This window comes from Variovorax paradoxus, assembly GCF_022009635.1.
Taxonomy (GTDB): Bacteria; Pseudomonadota; Gammaproteobacteria; order Burkholderiales; family Burkholderiaceae_C; genus Variovorax.
Genome location: NZ_CP091716.1, coordinates 4,486,123 through 4,505,125, shown reverse-complemented (window position 1 = coordinate 4,505,125; position 19,003 = coordinate 4,486,123). Strand labels below are relative to the sequence as shown.

The following is a 19,003-nucleotide window of genomic DNA, read 5'->3' as shown; positions in this document are numbered from 1 at the left end:
TTCGTGAACATTGAAGACGTGCGACGAACGGCATTCGCGATGCCGCTGACCAGCCCCGCCTTTCCGCCCGGACCCTATCGCTTCGTGCGGCGTGAATTTCTCATCGTCACCTACCGCACCGACATGGACGCCCTGCGCGCCGTGGTGCCCGAGCCGCTTGAAGTGGTCGAGCCGCTGGTCAAGTACGAGTTCATCCGCATGCCCGACTCCACCGGTTTCGGCGACTACACCGAATCGGGCCAGGTCATTCCGGTGCAACTGCGCACCGCCAAGGGCGTGGAGAAGGGCGCGTACGTGCACGCCATGTACCTCAACGACCATCCGCCCATTGCCGGCGGGCGCGAACTCTGGGGCTTTCCGAAAAAGCTGGCCTCGCCGGTGCTCGACTACGAGACCGACGTGGTCGTCGGCACGCTCGACTACGGCAAGGTGCGCGTGGCCAAGGCCACCATGGGTTTCAAGCACCGCGCGCTCGAGCCCGAGCCCATCCTGGCGGGCATTGCGCAGCCCAACTTCTTGCTGAAGATCATTCCGCACGTCGACGGCACGGCGCGCATCTGCGAGCTGGTGCGCTATCACATGGTCGACGTGACACTGCACGGCGCATGGGGCGGCCCTGCTTCGCTCGAACTGCACCCGCATGCGCTGGCCCCTGTGGCAGACCTGCCGGTGCGCAAGGTCGAATCGGCCGTGCACTACATCGCCGACATGACGCTCGCGCTGGGCACGGTCGAGCACGACTATCTCGCCTGATTCCCGCAGTCACCTTCCAACCCAACTCTCTCAAGGAACACTCACCATGCAACTCAAGGACAAGGTCGCCTACATCACCGGCTCGGCCAGCGGCATCGGCAAGGAAATCGCCATCCTGTTTGCTCAGGAAGGCGCGAAGATCATCATTGCCGACCTCAACAAGGAAGCCGCCGACGCCACCGCGGCCGAGCTCAAGGCCACCGGCGCGCAGGCCATCGGCGTGGCGGTCGACGTGACGAACGAAGACCAGGTGAACGCATCGGTGGAAGAGGGCGCGAAGGCCTTCGGCGGCATCGACATCCTCATCAGCAACGCCGGCATCCAGATCGTGCATCCGGTGGAAGAGTTCAGTTTTGCCGACTGGAAGAAGATGCTGGCCATCCACCTCGATGGCGCCTTCCTCACCACCAAGGCCTGCCTGAAGCACATGTATGCGCAAGGCCGCGGCGGCAGCGTGATCTACATGGGCTCGGTGCACTCGAAGGAAGCTTCGCTGCTGAAGGCCCCCTACGTCACGGCCAAGCACGGCCTTATCGGGCTGGCCAAGACGGTCGCCAAGGAAGGCGCCAAGCATGGCGTGCGCGCCAACGTGATCTGCCCAGGCTTCGTGCGCACGCCGCTGGTCGAGAAGCAGATTCCCGAGCAGGCCAAGACGCTGGGCATCAGCGAAGAGGAAGTCATCAAGAACGTGATGCTCAAGGAAACGGTCGATGGCGAGTTCACGACCACGGAAGACGTGGCGCGCGTGGCGCTGCTGTTCGCGGGCTTCCCGACAAATGCGCTGACGGGGCAGTCGCTCGTCGTGAGCCACGGCTGGTTCATGCAGTGAATTTCTCCCTCCCCCGCTGGGGGAGGGTTGGGGTGGGGGCAGGCAGCGGTCGATAGAGCACCGTGCCGGCGTCAATGCCGCTTGCCGCCATCCCAGCCTTCCCCCAGCGGGGGAAGGAGCAAGACCATCCAACTACAGCTTCAGTTCCCAGGTCTCTCCCACCTGCGGCGAGCCATAGCCCTCGTGCGGCTCCGACTGCGTGAGATGAAAGCCGCGCTTGGCATAGATGCCGCGCGCAGCCACCAGGCAGCTGTTGGTCCACAACACCATCTTCTTGTAGCCCTTCAGCCGCGCGAAGGCGATGCATTCGTCGACCAGCTTGCCGCCCAGCCCAAGACCGCGCGCCGCTGGCGTGAGGATCAGCATCCGCAGCTGCGCCACCGTGGCCGACTTGCGCACCACGAAGATCGCGCCCACGCGCTCGCCATTGAGTTCGGCGATCCAGCAGCGCTCCCATTCGGGCTGGAACTTGAGCAGGAACTCGCTCGCGATGCCGGCGACCAGCGCCTCGAATTTGCTGTTCCAGCCGTATTCGCGCGCATAGATCTCGCCGTGCTGCTGCACCACCCAGCCGATGTCGCCGGGCGCGGGGTCGCGCAGGATGGCGGCCTGAGGCTTGGCCGGCGCGGCATCGGGGTCGAGCAGCGACTGCATCGTGCCCATGGCCTGCACCAGTTGCTGGCGCTGCGACGGCGCGAGCGTTTCGAGCAGGGCGGAGGCTTCCTCGCGCGACCTTTGTTGCAGCGGCGCGAATGCGGCGTGGCCGGCTTCGGTCAGGCGCAGCACGCTCTGGCGGGCATCGCGCGGATGGGGCTCGCGGGTGAGCCAGCCTTCGGTCTCGAAGCGGCGCAGGATGCGGCTCATGTAGCCCGCGTCAAGGCCCAGGTCGCGGCCGATCTCGCTCGCGACCACGGTTTCACGGTGGGCCAGCTCGTACAGCACGCGCACGTCGGTCAGCGACATGGGGCTGCCGAGGTACGGATCGAGGGCGCCGATACGGCGCGTGTAGAAGCGGTTGAACTGACGGATCGCCTTGACGGCAGCGGGATCCGCAGTGGGGAAGGTGGATGACATGCTTGCCATTGTCATTAAATTGATTGACTTTAGCAATCAATTGATGTCCTCTTTAGGGAGCGGTCACAGGATGTTTGCCGCGACAGAGGGGATGGAAAACCCTAAAATCGAGGGTTGCCCACAACGGCGCCCTCACGGCGCCGACTGCCCCCACCGATGAACGCCCCCGTCGACGTCTCCTTTTTCGCGCGCGCCGCCAAGCCGCTGAACAGCTACCGCAAGTACTGGGCGGCCCGTTTCGGCACGGCCAAGTTCCTGCCGACCTCGCGCAAGGAAATGGACGCGCTCGGCTGGGACAGCTGCGACATCATCGTGGTCACGGGCGACGCCTATGTCGACCACCCCAGCTTCGGCATGTCGGTGATCGGCCGCATGCTCGAGGCGCAGGGCTTCCGCGTGGGCATCATCGCCCAGCCCGACTGGCAGAGCGCCGAGCCCTTCAAGGTGCTGGGCAAGCCGAACCTGTTCTTCGGCGTGACCGCCGGCAACATGGATTCGATGATCAACCGCTACACGGCCGATCGCAAGATCCGCAGCGACGACGCCTACACCCCCGGCGACGTCGGCGGCTCGCGCCCCGACCGCGCGGCCATCGTGTATTCGCAGCGCTGCAAGGAAGCCTGGAACGACGTGCCGATCATCCTCGGCGGCATCGAAGGCAGCCTGCGCCGCATCGCCCACTACGACTACTGGTCGGACAAGGTGCGCCGCTCCATCGTGGTCGACGCCAAGTGCGACCTGCTGCTGTACGGCAACGCCGAGCGCGCCATCGTCGAAATCGCGCACCGCCTGGCCGCCAAGGAGCCGGTGCAGCAGATCATCGACGTGCGCGGCACCGCCTTCGTGCGGCGCGAAACGCCCGAAGGCTGGTTCGAGATCAACTCCACCAGCGTCGACGAGCCCGGCCGCGTCGAGGCGCACGTCAACCCCTACCTGATGGTGTCCGAGCAGGCCAAGGCCAACGGCGCCACCTGCGCCAAGGAAGACGAGGCCCAGGCCGTGGCCAAGGCCGCGGAGGCCGCCGGCCCGGCCGGTGGCTCGGTCGTCAACCCGGCCATCAAGCCGCTGAACTTCGTGCCGAACCCCGCGCTGCAGCCGCGCGGCAAGATCAGCGTGCCGCCGCGCGACCGTTCCGTGATCCGCCTGCCGGCCTACGAGCAGGTGCGCAGCGACCCGGTGCTCTACGCCCACGCCAACCGTGTGCTGCACCTGGAAACCAACCCCGGCAACGCCCGCGCGCTGGTGCAGGCGCACGGCGAGGGCGCCACGGCGCGCGACGTGTGGATCAACCCGCCGCCCATTCCGCTCACCACGGCCGAGATGGACTACGTGTTCGACCTGCCGTACGCCCGCAGCCCGCATCCGCGCTACGCCGACGAGAACGGCAGCCACGACGGCGCGACCAAGATCCCCGCGTGGGAAATGATCCGCTTCAGCGTGAACATCATGCGCGGCTGCTTCGGCGGCTGCACCTTCTGCTCGATCACCGAGCACGAGGGGCGCATCATCCAGAGCCGCTCGGAAGACTCGATCATCAAGGAGGTCGAGGCCATCCGCGATTCGGTGAACGGCTTCACCGGCACCATCTCCGACCTTGGCGGCCCGACCGCCAACATGTACCGCCTGGGCTGCAAGAGCCCCGAGATCGAGGCGGCGTGCCGCAAGCCCAGCTGCGTGTACCCCGGCATCTGCCCGAACCTGGGCACCAACCACGATCCGCTGATCAAGATCTACCGCCGCGCCCGAGCGCTGCGGGGCATCAAGAAGATCCTCATCGGTTCCGGCCTGCGCTACGACCTGGCGGTGCAGTCGCCCGAGTACGTGAAGGAGTTGGTGCAGCACCATGTCGGTGGCTACCTGAAGATCGCGCCCGAGCACACCGAGCAGGGCCCGCTCACCAAGATGATGAAGCCCGGCATCGGCAGCTACGACAAGTTCAAGCAGATGTTCGAGAAGTACTCGGCGGAGGCGGGCAAGAAGCAGTACCTCATTCCGTACTTCATTGCCGCGCATCCGGGCACCAGCGACGAGGACATGATGAACCTCGCCATCTGGCTCAAGAAGAACGGTTTCCGCGCCGACCAGGTGCAGACCTTCTACCCGTCGCCCATGGCCACCGCGACGACGATGTATCACACCAACAAGAACCCGCTGCGCAAGATCACGCGCGAGAGCGAGACGGTGGACATCGTGCGCGGCGACAAGCGCCGCCGCCTGCACAAGGCCTTCCTGCGTTATCACGACGCCAACAACTGGCCGTTGCTGCGCGAGGCGCTGAAGTCGATGGGCCGCGCCGATTTGATCGGCAACGGCAAGCATCACCTCATCCCGACCTGGCAGCCGCTGACCGACGGCGGCTACACGAGCGCGCGGCGCAAGAATTCGACGGCCGCACCGGTCAAGCTGGCACCGGTGAAGCCATCGAAGGGCCGCATCCTCACGCAGCACACCGGCCTGCCGCCGCGCGACAACGGCTCAGGGCCGCCTTCGCGCAAATCCGCTGGCCCGGTGCGGGGCAGCATTCGCAAGCCGCGCTGAGGCGCTGGCTTGGGCTGTCTCTGCCATCTGGCGCAGGTGGCGGAACATGCTGCGTCGAATGAAAAATTAAAAGATCGCAAAGCGATCTTTGCCGAGGCTTTTTGCGATATACAACGCCTCATCGGCATTTTTCATCAGCTCGGAAAATGATTGTTTTTCATTCATTCTCGAAATTCCGACGCTGGCGGTGATTTTTCTACCGATCACGTTCAGTTCCCGTATTTCGATCAATAGCTGATCTGCGATTTTGGTCGCTCGCTCTTCTCCTCCCTGAGTGAGAAAAACCCCGAACTCCTCGCCTCCGAGTCGCCCGCACGGCTCATCCGGAACGGATTGGCGAATGGTTTGAGCCACCTGCTGAAGCACTTCGTCTCCCAAAGGGTGGCCGAATTCGTCATTGATGCGCTTGAAATTGTCGATGTCGATCATGAGGAGACAGGCGGAATTCATGTCTTGCGATCCTTGGGCTTTATCGACATCACTCAAAAATTTTCTGCGATTATCGATTCCAGTCAGGGCATCGGTAAAAGCCAGATCCACGAGCTTGTTGCGAAGCAAGATGCTTTGACGGTGTATCCGCGCGAAGAGCGCATTCAAGAATATGCCAACCAGGATCACCGCCGATATCAGAAGCCATGACCACTTGGTGTCTCCGCCGAACGGAGCGTCCATCAGTGAGCCTCTACCGAAGATGAGCCAAACTCCGATGGAGACGATGACGTATTCGCTGATTCGAGAAAAAACCGGGGCCACCGCCAAAGATATTCCAATGCTCAATGCCGTCATCCAATAATCTCGATTGGCGCTTGGCGCCGCCAGCAAGACAAATTCCAGGCATATCAGCCAGACGGTCGTAATGGAGAATAGAGAGAAAAACGGTATTTTCCAGCTGGCACCGATTGAGATCATGGTCAAGGCCAAAAGAAGTAAAATCTGTCGAATGTCGTATTTATAAGAGTCGTCGGCAAGCAGCCACGACATCGCGACGAAAAAGACTCCGCCCAGCTGCATGCCAAGCGACAGCGGCTTGATCAGCTTTCTGAATTCATTCACGCGCACTTCTTCAATTTTCATGATCGACACGATGGCAAGGCAGGTAGCGCAATAAGCGAATGAATTGCGAAGAAGCTATTTTTTGAGGAGTTTGCAGATTCACCGAATTGACAGCTACTCCAGATCTCCATACAGCCGTTCGCCCCTCTCTCGCCTTGCCAGCTCAATCAAATCATCCATGGGTACAGCTTTGGAAAGAAGAAAGCCTTGGCCAAATTTGATACCCATATCGATCAATATGGCCAACTGAGCCTCGGTTTCGACACCTTCCGCAACGAGCGTTGCGCCATACCTCGTCGCGCTCTCCAAAGCCAAGCCAATCGCTTTGTTCATGCGCGGCTGCTCGATCATTGAAACCATTGCATAGTCAATTTTCACTTCGTTGAAGGGAATTTTTGCCAGCGTGGTGAGTGTGGAGTACCCGGCTCCAAAATCATCAAGCGACAACCCGACGCCTGCCGAATGCAACCTGTGAACGTTTTCCCTCACTGTGTCCATGTCCGGCACATGACCGGATTCGGTGATCTCTATAGATAGCAATTCGAATGGCACAGAGTAGCGGCTCAGGCGGTCCAGTATTCGCTCCCCCAAACCCGGAACGGTGATGGATGCCGCCGATATGTTGACGGACAACGGCATATGAAAACCGCTGGCCATGCAGTTGGCGATTTCACGGATCACCATTTCGACGATGCACCACTCCAGCTTCAGCAGCAATTGGTATCGGGTTGCGACATCCAGAACATAAAGAGGCGAGAGAGAAATTCCTTCCGCGGAATTGGCTCTTAAAAGTGCCTCGGCGCCGCAAATCTGCCGGGTCTCCAGGTCGAACTTTGGCTGATAGCTCATCGGCGGATTGACGGTGCGTATCCAGCCGATCATCAGTTCATGAACATCGGCATCCCTGTCGGCCTGGGCAGAAAAGGAGTCATGAAAATATCTGATCTGCTGATTGCTGCTCTGAAGCGCCAGGCTGATGTTTCTCAGAACAGACGAGGAGTTGGTCTCACCAGCCATTCTTACGTTGGTGATGCCGCAGCGCAGTTGCGCACTTGAGTAAGGCCCCCCGGCGACTTGCAGGTGCTCCGTGATGTCGGCATACAGCCGAGGCATGAGCTGGGAATTCTCGATCTGCTTGACGGAAGTTTCCTTGACTACGAAGGCCAGCGCCAGATCGGATAGTTGAAAACATTTTGATTTTCCATTGGATGTCAGTTTGAGGCTTTCTTGCCTCATCAACTCACGCGCCAGGTGACCCCAGAATTTATCCGTCCAGTCATGGCCCAAGGTGCGGACCATTTCCTTGAGATTTCCGACCTCGAATGTGAGAAGCACATGTTGCGTCTGGTCTCGCTTGAGCAGTATCTCGAGGTATTCGCTGAGCGCTCTCCTGTTGGGCAATCCACTCAGAAGATCGGTGCGATACATCTGCATGCGCTGAAAATAGGATTCCCTGACCAGCGCATCGGAACGAAGCAAGGCGATCACGCTGCCCAGAATGAATAGCGAGGTGCTGAATCCGAATATTTGCAGGGTGGTGACATGTATGCTTATTTTTGGAGGCACCAATTCCAGTGCAAAAATGATTGCGCTCGAAAAAAGTGAGCACGCCATGCGAGTGCCCCATATTTTCAGCACATCGCTCCACCCAAAATCTTTGATTGCTTTTTTTCGATAAATCAAATGAGCAGCAACACCGCCCGCTGCCGTTATCGACATGTCGAGTAAAAAAGCCTCCACTTGATTGACACCGCCAAATATCAGGCGCCCCAAAATGGTCATTGCCAACGTGATGGCCCCTCCTTTCCATCCGCCCAAAAGGCCTCCCAGGAAGAGCAGATCGGACGAAAGATAGGGCTTGGAAGGAAGATTGAAGAATTGACTGGCCAGGGCGATCAGCGAAAAGCTGGTGGCTCCGAAGATGCAGCCATAAAGAAGTGTTCTGGATTCAAATCTCTCGGTCGGCGTCCTGGAGAGAAGCAAGGCAATGCTCAATATCCCGAGCAGGGCGGCTGCCTGAAGGATGAGCAGGGGGTAATTTGCGAACTCAGCCCGCCACGCAGCAATAAAGAATTCCTGCACTACGTCGTCCTCCCAAGCAAAACCGGTTGACCGCAGACTGAAACGAGCCTTCTTGACAGTGCTTACGCCATCGCTTTGGAAGCGATGCCGAGGCCGCAGTCGAGACGCACCAATCAGTAGTCTTTCAACTTGACGATCGCCTGCCCATCCGACATTTGTCGCTCAAGTCGTTTTCACTGCGGAAGAACGGCCAGCGCGACTCAGCACCTAAGATGCGCGCCATGGCTTCGTACCGTTCGCCCCCTCCATCGACCCGCAACTGACGCGCGCGCCTTCTAGCGCCGCGCTCAGATCCGCAAGTGGTCGCCGCTGTCCGCCATAAGGCCGGACGCGGCATGAATGGTCACGCCCGCCTTCCGATCGCAGCCGATCGGCCATGGCGGGCGTCATGGAGAACTTTCAACAATGAACGCAAGAATGTCTGCCGCCCTGGCCTGGGGCGGCGTGTTGCTGGCTGGTGCGCTGTGGGGCGGCGGTGCGCTGGTGGCGCAATTCCTGATCGATGGCGGCATCGCGCCGCAGAGCCTGTCGCTCGCGCGTTTCGCGCTGGGCCTGCCGCTGCTGTGGTGGCTGCACTGGCGAGGCTCGGCGAGGCCGGGTGGGCACTGGGCCGATCTGGCGGGCCGCGAGCGCTTCCAGGTGCTGGCCACGGGTGCCGCGATGGCGCTCAACGTGAGCTGCTGGTTCGTCGGCATTTCCCACCTCGGTGCCGCGCTGCCGACCGTGATTTCGATCTGTTGCGCGCCGCTGATCGTCGCGCTGGTGTCGGTGCTGCGCGGCTACGAGCGCTTCGGTGCGCGCCTGCTCGCGGGCCTGCTGCTGGCGCTTGCAGGGGTGTTTCTGCTGGTGATGCCGGCGGACGGATGGGGACCGCTCGCGCCGGGGCATGCGGCCGGCGTGGCCTGGTCTCTGGCCTCGGCCTTCTGCTACGCGATGGTGGTGCTGGGCAATGCGCGCATGCCGGCGCGGGTGCCGGCCGTCACGGCTTCGGCCTGGGGCATGACGGTCGCGGCGTTGTGCATGCTGGCCGTCGCATGGCCGCGTGGCATCACCTGGCCTGCCGGCGGTGCGCAGTGGCTCGGCGTGGGCTACACCGGCGTGGTGACGACCTCGGTGGCCTACCTGGCCTTTGCCTGGGGCGCGCGTCGCCTGTCGCCGACCTCGGCGGTGATCGGTACGCTGATCGAGCCGCTGGTGGCCGCCTTGCTGGCCGCCGCGTTGCTCGCGGAGCCGATGGCACCGCGCCAATGGGCCGGTGCCTTGTTGCTCGCGGGCGCGATGTTGCTGCTGGCGCGGCGCGGCGAGTCCGCACAGACCGACTGAGCGCACGGGGAGGTCTTCCGTTGTATGGTGTGGCCCCATGAGCAGTTCGCCCCGCCTGCCGGTTCCGTGGTTGCGCTCCCTCGCGGGCGCGCTGCTGATCGTGGCTTCGACGGCGGGGCTTGCCGCTCCGCCCGAACCGCCAGCCGCCCAGACGCTGCGCGCCACCCACCAGCGGATGAGCGACAAGCTCGACCACAGCAGCTTCGGGCGTCCGGTGCAGATCGATTCGATGGAGACGGCCGACGGCCTGCAGGGCGACGTCTATGCCGTGGTCGATCACCCGCTGTCGGAGATCAGCAGCACGCTCAAGGGATCGGCCCATTGGTGCGACGTGCTGACCCTGCACATCAACAACCGGCGCTGCACGGTGGCCGGCGGGGCGCAAGGGCGCGACACGCTCACGCTCTACGTGGTGCGGCGCTACGACAAGCCCATCGACCAGGCCTTCGAGTTGCCGTTCGTCTACCGCGTCGTCGGGGCCTCGCCCGAGCATCTGTCGGTCGAACTGTCGGCCGAGAGCGGGCCTCTGGGCACCAGCAACTACAGGGTCAGGCTCGAGGCCCTGGCGCTGGACGAGCAGAAGAGCTTCCTGCACTTCAGCTACAGCTACGACCACAACGCGATGGTCCGGCTGGGCACCACGGCTTACCTCGCGACTTTCGGCAGCGACAAGGTGGGCTTCACTGTGCTCGGCAAGACGCCGGAAGGCCAGCCCGACTACATCCGCGGCCTGCGCGGGCTGGTGGAGCGCAATGCGATGCGCTACTTCCTCACGCTGGACGCCTACCTCGCGGCGCCCGGCGCCGACCAGGCCGACCGGCGCCAGCGCCGTTGGTTCGCAGCAGCCGAGCAGTACCCGCGCCAACTGCACGAGGTCGACCTGGACACCTACCTCGCGCTCAAGCGAGAAGACCGGCAGCGCGACGGCGTGGCGACGCGCTGAATCTCATCGGCAGGATCAATCGGCCAGCGTGAGCAGCGGCACGTCGCGCTCGCGGCCCATGGCTTCGAGTTCGGCGCGGGTGCGCGTCGCCAGCCAGCTGGCCAGCGCCTCGTGCGTGGCCGGCGCCATCATGTCGCGCGAGGCGATCTCGGCAGCCTCGCAGAGCCGGGCCGCGAAATGCGGCTCCAGCGCGGCCACGGCCACGCGGCCGTCGGCGCAAGGGTAGACCCGGTAGCCCGCATGCGCGCCGCCTACAGCGCCCGAAGGCTGCGTCAGGCCCCAGGTGCGGGGCAGGGCGAGCCAGTCGGCCGATGCGTTCAGGGCGACTTCGAGGTACACGCCGTCCGCCTTGCGTGAGCGCAGCAGCATGGCCTTGAGCACTGCTTCGCTCGCGAGCAGGGCGCCGCCCATGTCGGCGTAGAGCGTGGGTGGCAGATCGGTGCCGGTGACGAGTCCGCTTTCCGCGAGGTAGGTCAGGTCGTGACCCGGCTCTTCGGCGCGTTCGCCCGGGGCGCCGACGATGGCCACCTGCGACAGCCCCGGATAGCGCCCATGCAGCGCCGGCCAGTCGAGACCGAGCTTGGCCAGTGCCGAGGGGCGGAACGAGGTCAGCAGCACGTCGGTCGACGCGAGTTCGGTATGCAGCTGCTGTTGGCCGGCTTCGCTCTTCAGGTCGACGGCGCGAATCTCGATGCCCTCGTGCAGCGCCGCATAGGCCGGCCGGTTGTACAGCGCCATCGGATCGCCGCCGGGTGGCTCCAGCTTGAGGCAGGCTGCGCCCATGCCGCGGCAGCGAAGCAGCGCGGCCGGGCCGGGCAGGTTCAGCGCGAGGCTCAGCACGCGCACGCCCTCCAGCGGTGCGGCGTGATCGTCGGAGGGGCTTGTGGAATTCGGCATCGGGTGTTGTCTCCAGGAAACTCGTTTGGCACATTCTCACCCGGCCCGCGAGCCGCCCAGGGAGCCACTTCCCGCAAGCCGGGATGCGGCCTCGCGCGTAGCATGTGCCGCTGGCGGCCACCTTCCTTGCCGCGCCGCCTCAACCACAAGCAAACGACAGGAGACGAACCATGTTTGAAGCTTTCCTCATGAGCGGCCAGCGCATCCTCGTGACCGGCGGTGGCACCGGCCTGGGCCGCGCGATGGCCGAGCGCTTCCTGAGCCTGGGCGCCGACGTCGCCATCTGCGGGCGGCGCCAGTCGGTCTGCGAGGAAACGGCGGCCGAATGGCGCCAGCAGTTCCCGGGCCGGCGCATCGACACCTTCGGCGTGGACATCCGCATCGCGCAGCAGGTCGACGAGATGGTCGAGAGCCTGTTCCAGAGCGGCGGGCTCACCGGCCTGGTCAACAACGCGGCGGGCAACTTCGTCTCGCCGACCGAGAACCTCTCGCCGCGCGCCTTCGACGCGGTGGCCAACATCGTGTTCCACGGCAGCTTCTACGTGACGCAGGCCGTGGGCAAGCGCTGGGTGGCGCAGGCCAAGTCGGGCCAGTGGAAGCAGGGCGATGCCTTCCGCAGCGTGATGAGCATCATCGTCACCTGGGTCGACAACGGAAGCCCTTACGTGGTGCCCTCGGCCATGAGCAAGGCCGGCATCGACGTGATGACCAAGTCGCTCGCGGTGGAGTGGGCGCGCCACGGCATTCGCCTGAACGCCGTCGGCCCCGGCGAGATTCCGACCGAGGGCATGAGCAAGCGCCTGAACCCTGGCGAGGAGCCCGGCGCGCGCAGCAAGCAGAGCAACCCGATGGCCCGCACCGGCCGCATGAGCGAGTTGCAGAACCTGGCTTCCTTCCTGATGGCGCCGGGCCAGTGCGACTGGCTCACCGGCCAAAGCATCATGATGGACGGCGGCAATGCGCTGGCCACCGGCGGCAACTTCTACGAGCTGCGCCAATGGAGCGACGCCGACTGGCTGGCCGCGCGCGAACGCATCGAGGCGCAGAACCAGAAGGACAAGGCGCAGCGCTGATCGGCTACTTTTTCGCGCCTATTTCTTCGGTGGCCTGGCCGCATGCACGGTGACGTGCTTGTTGACCGGGCTCGACAGCACCAGCGACGTGGTCACCGCGCCATCGACCGCCAGCGCGTCGACCACGCGCTCCAGGTCCGCCGGCTCGGCGATCGCGCAGCGCACGATGAAGCAGTCTTCGCCGGTCACGCGGTCGGCGCTCAGCACTTCGGGCATGGCCTCGAACAGCTTCAGGTAGCTGGCGATGCCCGCATGCGTGGTCTCGATGCGGATGATGGCCTGCAGGCCCACGCCCAGCGCGCGCAGGTTGACGCGGGCGCCGTAGCCTTCGATCACGCCCGCCTCTTCGAGCTTGCGCACCCGCTCGCTCATGGCCGGCTGCGACAGGCCGATGCGCTTGCCCAGCGCGGCCAGGCTCTGCCGCGCGTCGGCCTGCAGCGCCTCGAGGATCTGCCGGTCTTTCCTGTCGATGTTCATGTGCGTGTGGGGAAGTTGCGCCGCCGATGATCGATCGGTTCGAGGCCGCGATTTTCGATGGATTGCACTTCGCCGCGCGGGCCGTGCCGGGTAAGGTGGCTGCCATCTTTTCCAGGAGAACCCATGCAACTCGTCGGCATGCTCGACTCACCCTTCGTGCGGCGCGCCGCCATCTCGCTGCGGCTGCTCGGCGTGCCTTTCGAGCACCGGTCGGTCTCGGTGTTCAGCACCTTCGAGCAGTTTCGCGGCATCAACCCGGTGGTGAAGGCGCCCACGCTGGTCTGCGATGACGGCACGGTGCTGATGGATTCGACGCTCATCATCGACTACGCCGAAGCGCTGAGCGGCCGCAGCCTGATGCCCGCCGCGCTCGCGCAACGGGTGCGCGCCCTGCGCATCACCGGGCTCGCGCTCGCGGGCTGCGAGAAGACCGTGCAGATCGTCTACGAGCACAACCTGCGGCCGGCCGAGAAGCTGCATCAGCCGTGGGTGGACAGGGTGCGCGGGCAGCTCGTCGCGGCGTATTCGGCGCTCGAGCAGGAGCTGGCGACGTCACCGCTGTCAGCCGACGAGCGGGCGATGACGCAGGCCGGCGTCTCGACAGCGGTGGCTTGGTCCTTCACGCAGCTGATGCTGGCCGATGTCATCGCGGCGGACGGCTTTCCGATGCTGTCGGCCTACGCCGCGCGGGTGGAAAGCCTGCCGGTGTTTCTCGGCGCGCCCCAGGTCTGAAGACCGGCGCCGCTCAGTCCGCGATGTCCGCGCCGCGCTCGGCCAGCAGCGCGCGCAGCACCGAGCGGTGGCAGTGCGCCTCGTCCTCGCAGTAGCAGCCGACCGCGAGGGCCGTGCCGTGCGAGAGCGCGGCCAGCAGGTCGAGGCTGCGGCTCGCGTCGGGCTCGGCCATCTCCGCCTTGAATTTGCGCACGAAGGCGTTCCATTGCGCGGGCGTCTGCGCCTCCTGCGCCTGCTTCATGGTCTCGACGGACGGCGCGAGGTTGGGATACCACACGTCGTACCAGTTCTGCGATGCGAACTCGGCCTTCGGAACGCCGCGCGGCGGGCGGCGCACGGTGCCGACGCGCAGGCCTTCGCCTTCTGCGCGCGGGGTGCCGAGGCGGACGATGCGGATGCTCATGGGGCTTTCCTTTCTTCTGTTTGCTGCTGTCTCAGGTGCCGACGATGCCGCCGTCGCGCCGCCGGATCGCCAGCGTGGCCGAGCGCGGGCGGGCGCTGCCCGGCTCGGTGCCATCGGGCCATGCGCTGTTGTGCTTGGTGTCGCCGTCGTCGCGCGCCTCACCAGGGTGCTGGATGTTGACGAACAGCGTGCGCCGGTCGGGCGTCACCACGCAGCCGGTGATCTCGCAGCCGTTCGGGCCGGTCAGGAAGCGCTTGATGCGGCCGGAAGCCGGGTCGGCGCACAGCATCTGGTTGTTGCCGAGCGAGGTGTAGGGCGGCTTGCCGATCACCTGGCCGCTCATGTCGGTCTGGATCCAAAGCAGCCCGCCCCGGTCGAAGTGCAGGCCGTCGGGCGCGCCGAACATGTCGACTTCAGCGGAGGGATAGCGCGTGCCGCTGCCCGGCTGCGCCGGATCGCCGGCGAGCGCGAAGTGGTCCCAGGCGAAGCCGGTGCCGGCGGCGTCGCCGCCGTCCTCGCGCCACCGCAGGATGCCGCCGAAGAGGTTGTTGGCGCGCGGGTTGGCGGCATCGGGGCCGGGCTTGCCGGCGTCGCCGCGCTGGCTGTTGTTGGTGAGGGTGACGTAGACCTCGCCGGTCTGCGGATGCACCGCGATCCACTCGGGCCGGTCCATCTTCGTGCCGCCGACCACGTCGCCGGCCAGGCGCGCGTGGATCAGCACTTCGGCCTGGTCGGCGAAGCCACCGGCCGCGTCGAGGCCGCCGCGGCCATGCGTGAGCTCCAGCCACTGGCCGCGCCCCCCGGCGTCGTAGCGCGCCACGTACAGCGTGCCTTCGTCGAGCAGGTGGCGATTGGCGGCGCGCGCCTGGGCGTCGGTGCCGGGGCGCACCTTGTCGCGGCTGACGAACTTGTAGATGTATTCGAAGCGCGAGTCGTCGCCCATGTAGACCACGAGGCGGCCGTCCTTCGCGACGGTGCATGTCGCACTCTCCTGCCGCTTGCGGCCGAGGGCCGTGCGCTTGATGGGCGTGGCGGTGGGGTCGAAGGGATCGATCTCGACCACCCAGCCGAAGCGGTGCGGCTCGTTCGGGTGCCGGCTCAGGTCGAAGCGCTCGTCGAAGCGCCAGTACTCGACCCACTGCGAGCCGGGCACCGTGCCGTAGCGGCGCTGCGCCGCCGTCATGCGCGAAGCGGCTTCCTTCGGTCCGCCGAAGTAGCCGTGGAAGTTTTCCTCGCAGGTCAGGTAGGTGCCCCAGGGCGTGACGCCCATCGCGCAATTGGCGAAGGTGCCGAACACCGCGTCGCCGGCCGGGTTGGCGGCGGTGCGCATCAGCGGTGTGCCGGCGGCCGGGCCGGCGATGCGCATCGGCGTGTTGCCGTGCACGCGCCGCGCGAAGGGCGAGGGCAGCACCTGCCGCCAGCCTTCGGGCGTGCGGCGGATCTCGATGACCGACACGCCCATCGCATGGAGCGACTTGCGCACCTTCTCGGGTGTCCATTGCTTGACCCCGTCGGTGTGCAGCAGTTGCTCGTCGGTGTATTCGTGATTCATCACCAGCAGGCCGCGATCGCCGCTCGCGTCGAGGGCGAAGAAGTGCATGCCGTCGTGATGCATGCCGGCCTGCGCGGCCTGGTCGTCGGCGCTGTTGGAGGCGTCGGGCGAGAAGGCCGGCATGCGGCCCCCGATGCCGGTGATGCCCGTGGGCGTGCCCCACGGGTAAAGCAGCTGCCACTCGTATTCGGGCGGTATGACGACGCCGTCGCGCAGCGAGGCGGGCACGCCGGTGAAGCCCAGTGCGCCGCCAGCGCCTTTGTCGGCGGCAGGCGCCGCGCAGCCCTGGCCGAACAGCGCCACCACGGCGGCGGCGGAGCCCGATTGAAGAAGAAAGCGGCGGCGGTCCAGGGACATGGCGAGAGGTGTTGTGTAGGTGACAGCCGCCATCATCGCCGAGCGCCGCGGCGGGCGATACTCGCGCCGAACCGCCCAGGAGACATCGAATGACCGACCGTATCGAATGGACCCGCCACGCCGACGGCGTGGTGGAACTGCAGCTCTCGCGCGCCGACAAGATGAACGCGCTCGACCCCGCGATGTTCGACGCGCTGATCGCCGCCGGCGAAGCGCTGCGCGGTGACAAGGCGGTGCGGGCCGTGGTCATTGCCGGGCGCGGCAAGGCGTTCTGCGCGGGGCTGGACATGGCCTCGTTCGAACGCATGCAGCAGGGCGCGGCCGGCGTGCTGGGCGAGGGCGCCGCGGACACCGACCTGCTGGCGCGCACGCACGGCATCGCCAACGCGGCGCAGCAGGTCGCGATGGTGTGGCGCGAAGTGCCGGTGCCGGTGATTGCCGCGGTGCACGGCGTGGCCTTCGGCGGCGGCCTGCAGGTGGCGCTTGGCGCCGACATCCGCATCGTCGCGCCGGAAACGAAGCTCTCGGTGATGGAGATCAAGTGGGGCCTCGTGCCCGACATGGCCGGCATGGTGCTGATGCGCGAACTGGCGCGTGCCGACGTGGTGCGCGAACTCACGTTCACTGGCCGCGTCTTCTCGGGCGAGGAAGCGTTGCAGATCGGCTTTGCCACGCGGCTCTCGGCCGACCCGCTGGCCGAGGCGCTGCAGATGGCGCACGAGATCGCAGCCAAGAGCCCCGATGCGATTCGCGCGGGCAAGCGCCTGCTCAATGGCGCGGCATCGCAGAGCGCCGCCGACCTGCTGATGGCCGAGTCGGTCGAGCAGCAGGCGCTGATCGGCAGTCCCAACCAGGTAGAGGCCGTGAAGGCCAACATCGAACGGCGCGCACCGCGCTTCGACGCGCCCGCCTGACGCGGTAGGCCCCGGGGCAGGGGGCCGAGGCGAAACGACGTCGCCGCCTCCCTTCATTCAGTCATACATTCCTCAGCACTGCGCGAGCGGCCGGTACTTCCGGGCCCGCTCGTTTTGTCGTTCGCGCACGTCTTGAAGCACGCCCGATTTACCTGTGGCGTACTGAAAGATGACCCCCGGGTGTCTTTGTGTAAGAATAAAGTAGTTGTTTTAAGGGGAAAATGAATGGAATTGCACACAATTTATGTGCAGAAGGTCACGTCTCCCCCCGTGTTTGCCCTACGAGAGGATGGCTCCTGAAGCCACACTCATTAACAATTGAACGTTTTGCCTAGCGACGGCGATCCTGCATGTCGACGACCACGTTTTTCTGTAATCTCAGCGTGCCCATTCTGGTGGGCGAGGATCGCTACAAGTACGTCCCCATCGTCGGGGTCTTCCGCAGCATTCCATTCGATCAAGTCGACGAATGGGTGATGCACCCCGACGGAAGTCCGCGCAGCGACCGCGAACTCGCGGCCGAAGTCCTTGTAGAGATCCGCAAGCCACTCGGCTCGAGTGGACGCACCGCGCCGCACGCCTTCGACGTGGCGGGCATCCTTCAGCTCGATCGCGCAGCCGCGATCGTGGTGTCCACCTTTTTGGCCGCATTGCCGCGCGTCTGAGCGCGGCGCCCGCCGCGCGCCTCAGGACGCGACAGCCCCCACCGCCCAATAGAAGGTCGGCCTTGCGCCGTTGAGCAGGTGGTCGCCCACCACGCGGCCCTTGTAGATCGTCGGGTTGTGCGACGCCAGCGTGCGCGCATTGCGCCAGTGCCGGTCGAGCCGCCGGTCTTCCTGCAGCGCCGACGCGCCGCCGATGTCGAACAGCCGCGTGCCGGCTTGCAGCACCAGGTCGACGATGCCGGCCTGGGCCTTGGCGGTGTTCAGTTCCACTTCGAACAGCAGGCTCTCGGGCGCTGCCTCGTTGCGCTGGCGGAATCCGTCGACTTCATCGAGGCCGCGCGCCACCGCCTGCACCGTGGACGCCGCGATGAAGGCCGTGCTCGCCAATTGCCCGATCACCTGCTGCACCAGCGGATCTTCGCGCGGCGTGTCGCCGCTGCCGTGGCTGTAGACGCGCTTGCGCGGCTGCACGAAGGCCACTGCGTCGCGCACGATGGCCCGTGCGATGCCGGCCAGCGTCGCCAGGTGCGTCAGCTGGAAATGCGCGGTGAGCGGCGTGGGCTGGTCGCGCACGTACAGCAGCACGTTGCCCGGCTTCACCCGCACGTTGCGAAAGCGCGTGGTGCCCGATGCGCTCAGGCGTTGGCCGAAACCGCGCCAGTCGTCGATGCGCTCCACGCCTTCGGCCTGCGCGGGCACCAGCGCGATCACGCGTTCGCTGCTGCCGTCGGCGTTCATCCGCTGCGCCGACACCGAGATCCAGTCCGCGTACAGCGTGCCGGTGCTGTAGTACTTGTCGCCGTCGAGCAGCCATGCGTCGCCGTCGGGCTTCAGCGTGGTCTGCATGGTGCTGAGCGAGCCGTCGCCCAGTTCGGTGGTGGCGTTGCCGAAGATCACGCCCTCGGCCGCCAGGCGCATCCATGGCCCGTGCAATGCGGGGTCGATCTCGGCGAGCAGCCGTTCGATGAAGCCGAAGTGCGCGCGCAATATCTGCGGCAGGTTGGAGTCGGCTTCACCGAGTTCGATCAGCAGGTCGTAGAGCTGCTCGACCGAGGCGCCGATGCCGCCATGCTCGAGCGGCACGCGCAATGCGCCGAAGTGCTCGGCATTGAGCCATGCCACCGGTTCGTAGGCGAGCTCGCGGTCGTTCTCGCGCTGCGCCGCGCGTTCTGCGATGCGCTGGAAGATGGGGCGGAAGCGCGCGAAGAGCTGCCGGGAAGAAGGGGCCTGGGGGGCCTGCGCGCCGCTGCCGCCGTGCGTGGCGGGGGACGTCGTTGCGTCGATGAGGGATTCCATGTGGCCCCGACTGTCCGCCGCCGCGCCGTGCTTGTGAAATGC

17 protein-coding genes are annotated in these 19,003 nt (G+C 65.3%); 9 read left to right on the top strand and 8 right to left on the bottom strand.

Features of this window, described 5'->3' with window-relative positions:
* Positions 1-3: 3 nt before the first annotated feature.
* The gene (locus tag L3V85_RS20890; RefSeq protein ID WP_237674623.1) at positions 4-753 is read left to right on the top strand and encodes an acetoacetate decarboxylase; all 750 of its coding nucleotides are present in this window, start codon (positions 4-6) and stop codon (positions 751-753) included.
* A 46-nt stretch (positions 754-799) separates the two neighbouring features.
* A complete protein-coding gene (locus L3V85_RS20885; protein WP_116907322.1) occupies positions 800-1,582 on the top strand; it encodes a 3-hydroxybutyrate dehydrogenase in 783 nt (260 codons plus the stop codon).
* A 132-nt stretch (positions 1,583-1,714) separates the two neighbouring features.
* On the opposite strand, the gene L3V85_RS20880 is transcribed toward L3V85_RS20885, so the two are convergent.
* Positions 1,715-2,656, bottom strand: coding sequence for a bifunctional helix-turn-helix transcriptional regulator/GNAT family N-acetyltransferase (locus L3V85_RS20880; RefSeq protein ID WP_237674622.1), 942 nt, complete (start codon positions 2,654-2,656; stop codon positions 1,715-1,717).
* Positions 2,657-2,812: 156 nt separating this feature from the next.
* Here L3V85_RS20880 and L3V85_RS20875 point away from each other — a divergent pair, with 156 nt between their 5' ends.
* Positions 2,813-5,194, top strand: coding sequence for a YgiQ family radical SAM protein (locus L3V85_RS20875; protein WP_237674621.1), 2,382 nt, complete (start codon positions 2,813-2,815; stop codon positions 5,192-5,194).
* Between the two features lie 66 nt (positions 5,195-5,260).
* Here L3V85_RS20875 and L3V85_RS20870 read toward each other — a convergent pair whose 3' ends face one another.
* Together L3V85_RS20870 and L3V85_RS20865 are read right to left on the bottom strand one after the other, a co-directional pair.
* Complete coding sequence (locus L3V85_RS20870) at positions 5,261-6,268, bottom strand: GGDEF domain-containing protein (protein WP_237674620.1); 1,008 nt, start codon at positions 6,266-6,268, stop codon at positions 5,261-5,263.
* A gap of 93 nt (positions 6,269-6,361) precedes the next feature.
* Positions 6,362-8,329, bottom strand: coding sequence for an EAL domain-containing protein (locus L3V85_RS20865; protein ID WP_237674619.1), 1,968 nt, complete (start codon positions 8,327-8,329; stop codon positions 6,362-6,364).
* A gap of 417 nt (positions 8,330-8,746) precedes the next feature.
* Between L3V85_RS20865 and L3V85_RS20860 the strand changes: the two genes are divergently transcribed.
* Positions 8,747-9,652, top strand: coding sequence for a DMT family transporter (locus L3V85_RS20860; RefSeq protein WP_237674618.1), 906 nt, complete (start codon positions 8,747-8,749; stop codon positions 9,650-9,652).
* Positions 9,653-9,689: 37 nt separating this feature from the next.
* A complete protein-coding gene (locus L3V85_RS20855; RefSeq protein WP_237674617.1) occupies positions 9,690-10,595 on the top strand; it encodes a hypothetical protein in 906 nt (301 codons plus the stop codon).
* A 15-nt stretch (positions 10,596-10,610) separates the two neighbouring features.
* Here L3V85_RS20855 and L3V85_RS20850 read toward each other — a convergent pair whose 3' ends face one another.
* Positions 10,611-11,492, bottom strand: coding sequence for a CoA transferase (locus L3V85_RS20850; protein ID WP_237674616.1), 882 nt, complete (start codon positions 11,490-11,492; stop codon positions 10,611-10,613).
* Between the two features lie 170 nt (positions 11,493-11,662).
* On the opposite strand from L3V85_RS20850, the gene L3V85_RS20845 reads away from it, so the two are divergent.
* Positions 11,663-12,565 (top strand): SDR family oxidoreductase, encoded by a 903-nt coding sequence (locus tag L3V85_RS20845; RefSeq protein ID WP_237674615.1) that lies wholly within the window; start codon positions 11,663-11,665, stop codon positions 12,563-12,565.
* Positions 12,566-12,583: 18 nt separating this feature from the next.
* On the opposite strand, the gene L3V85_RS20840 is transcribed toward L3V85_RS20845, so the two are convergent.
* On the bottom strand, positions 12,584-13,042 hold the full coding sequence (locus L3V85_RS20840; RefSeq protein WP_237674614.1) for an Lrp/AsnC family transcriptional regulator: 459 nt from the start codon (positions 13,040-13,042) through the stop codon (positions 12,584-12,586).
* Positions 13,043-13,165: 123 nt separating this feature from the next.
* On the opposite strand from L3V85_RS20840, the gene L3V85_RS20835 reads away from it, so the two are divergent.
* Positions 13,166-13,774: a glutathione S-transferase gene (locus L3V85_RS20835; protein WP_237674613.1), complete on the top strand. Its 609-nt coding sequence runs from the start codon at positions 13,166-13,168 to the stop codon at positions 13,772-13,774.
* A gap of 13 nt (positions 13,775-13,787) precedes the next feature.
* On the opposite strand, the gene L3V85_RS20830 is transcribed toward L3V85_RS20835, so the two are convergent.
* Both L3V85_RS20830 and L3V85_RS20825 read right to left on the bottom strand, forming a co-directional pair.
* Entirely contained in the window at positions 13,788-14,177 is a 390-nt protein-coding gene (locus L3V85_RS20830; protein WP_237674612.1) for a DUF488 domain-containing protein, read from the bottom strand.
* A 31-nt stretch (positions 14,178-14,208) separates the two neighbouring features.
* Complete coding sequence (locus L3V85_RS20825; protein WP_237674611.1) at positions 14,209-16,086, bottom strand: PhoX family protein; 1,878 nt, start codon at positions 16,084-16,086, stop codon at positions 14,209-14,211.
* Positions 16,087-16,175: 89 nt separating this feature from the next.
* Between L3V85_RS20825 and L3V85_RS20820 the strand changes: the two genes are divergently transcribed.
* A complete protein-coding gene (locus tag L3V85_RS20820) occupies positions 16,176-17,000 on the top strand; it encodes a crotonase/enoyl-CoA hydratase family protein (RefSeq protein WP_237674610.1) in 825 nt (274 codons plus the stop codon).
* Positions 17,001-17,350: 350 nt separating this feature from the next.
* Positions 17,351-17,665: a hypothetical protein gene (locus L3V85_RS20815; protein ID WP_237674609.1), complete on the top strand. Its 315-nt coding sequence runs from the start codon at positions 17,351-17,353 to the stop codon at positions 17,663-17,665.
* Positions 17,666-17,686: 21 nt separating this feature from the next.
* On the opposite strand, the gene L3V85_RS20810 is transcribed toward L3V85_RS20815, so the two are convergent.
* On the bottom strand, positions 17,687-18,961 hold the full coding sequence (locus tag L3V85_RS20810) for an acyl-CoA dehydrogenase family protein (RefSeq protein ID WP_237674608.1): 1,275 nt from the start codon (positions 18,959-18,961) through the stop codon (positions 17,687-17,689).
* Positions 18,962-19,003 lie beyond the last annotated feature (42 nt).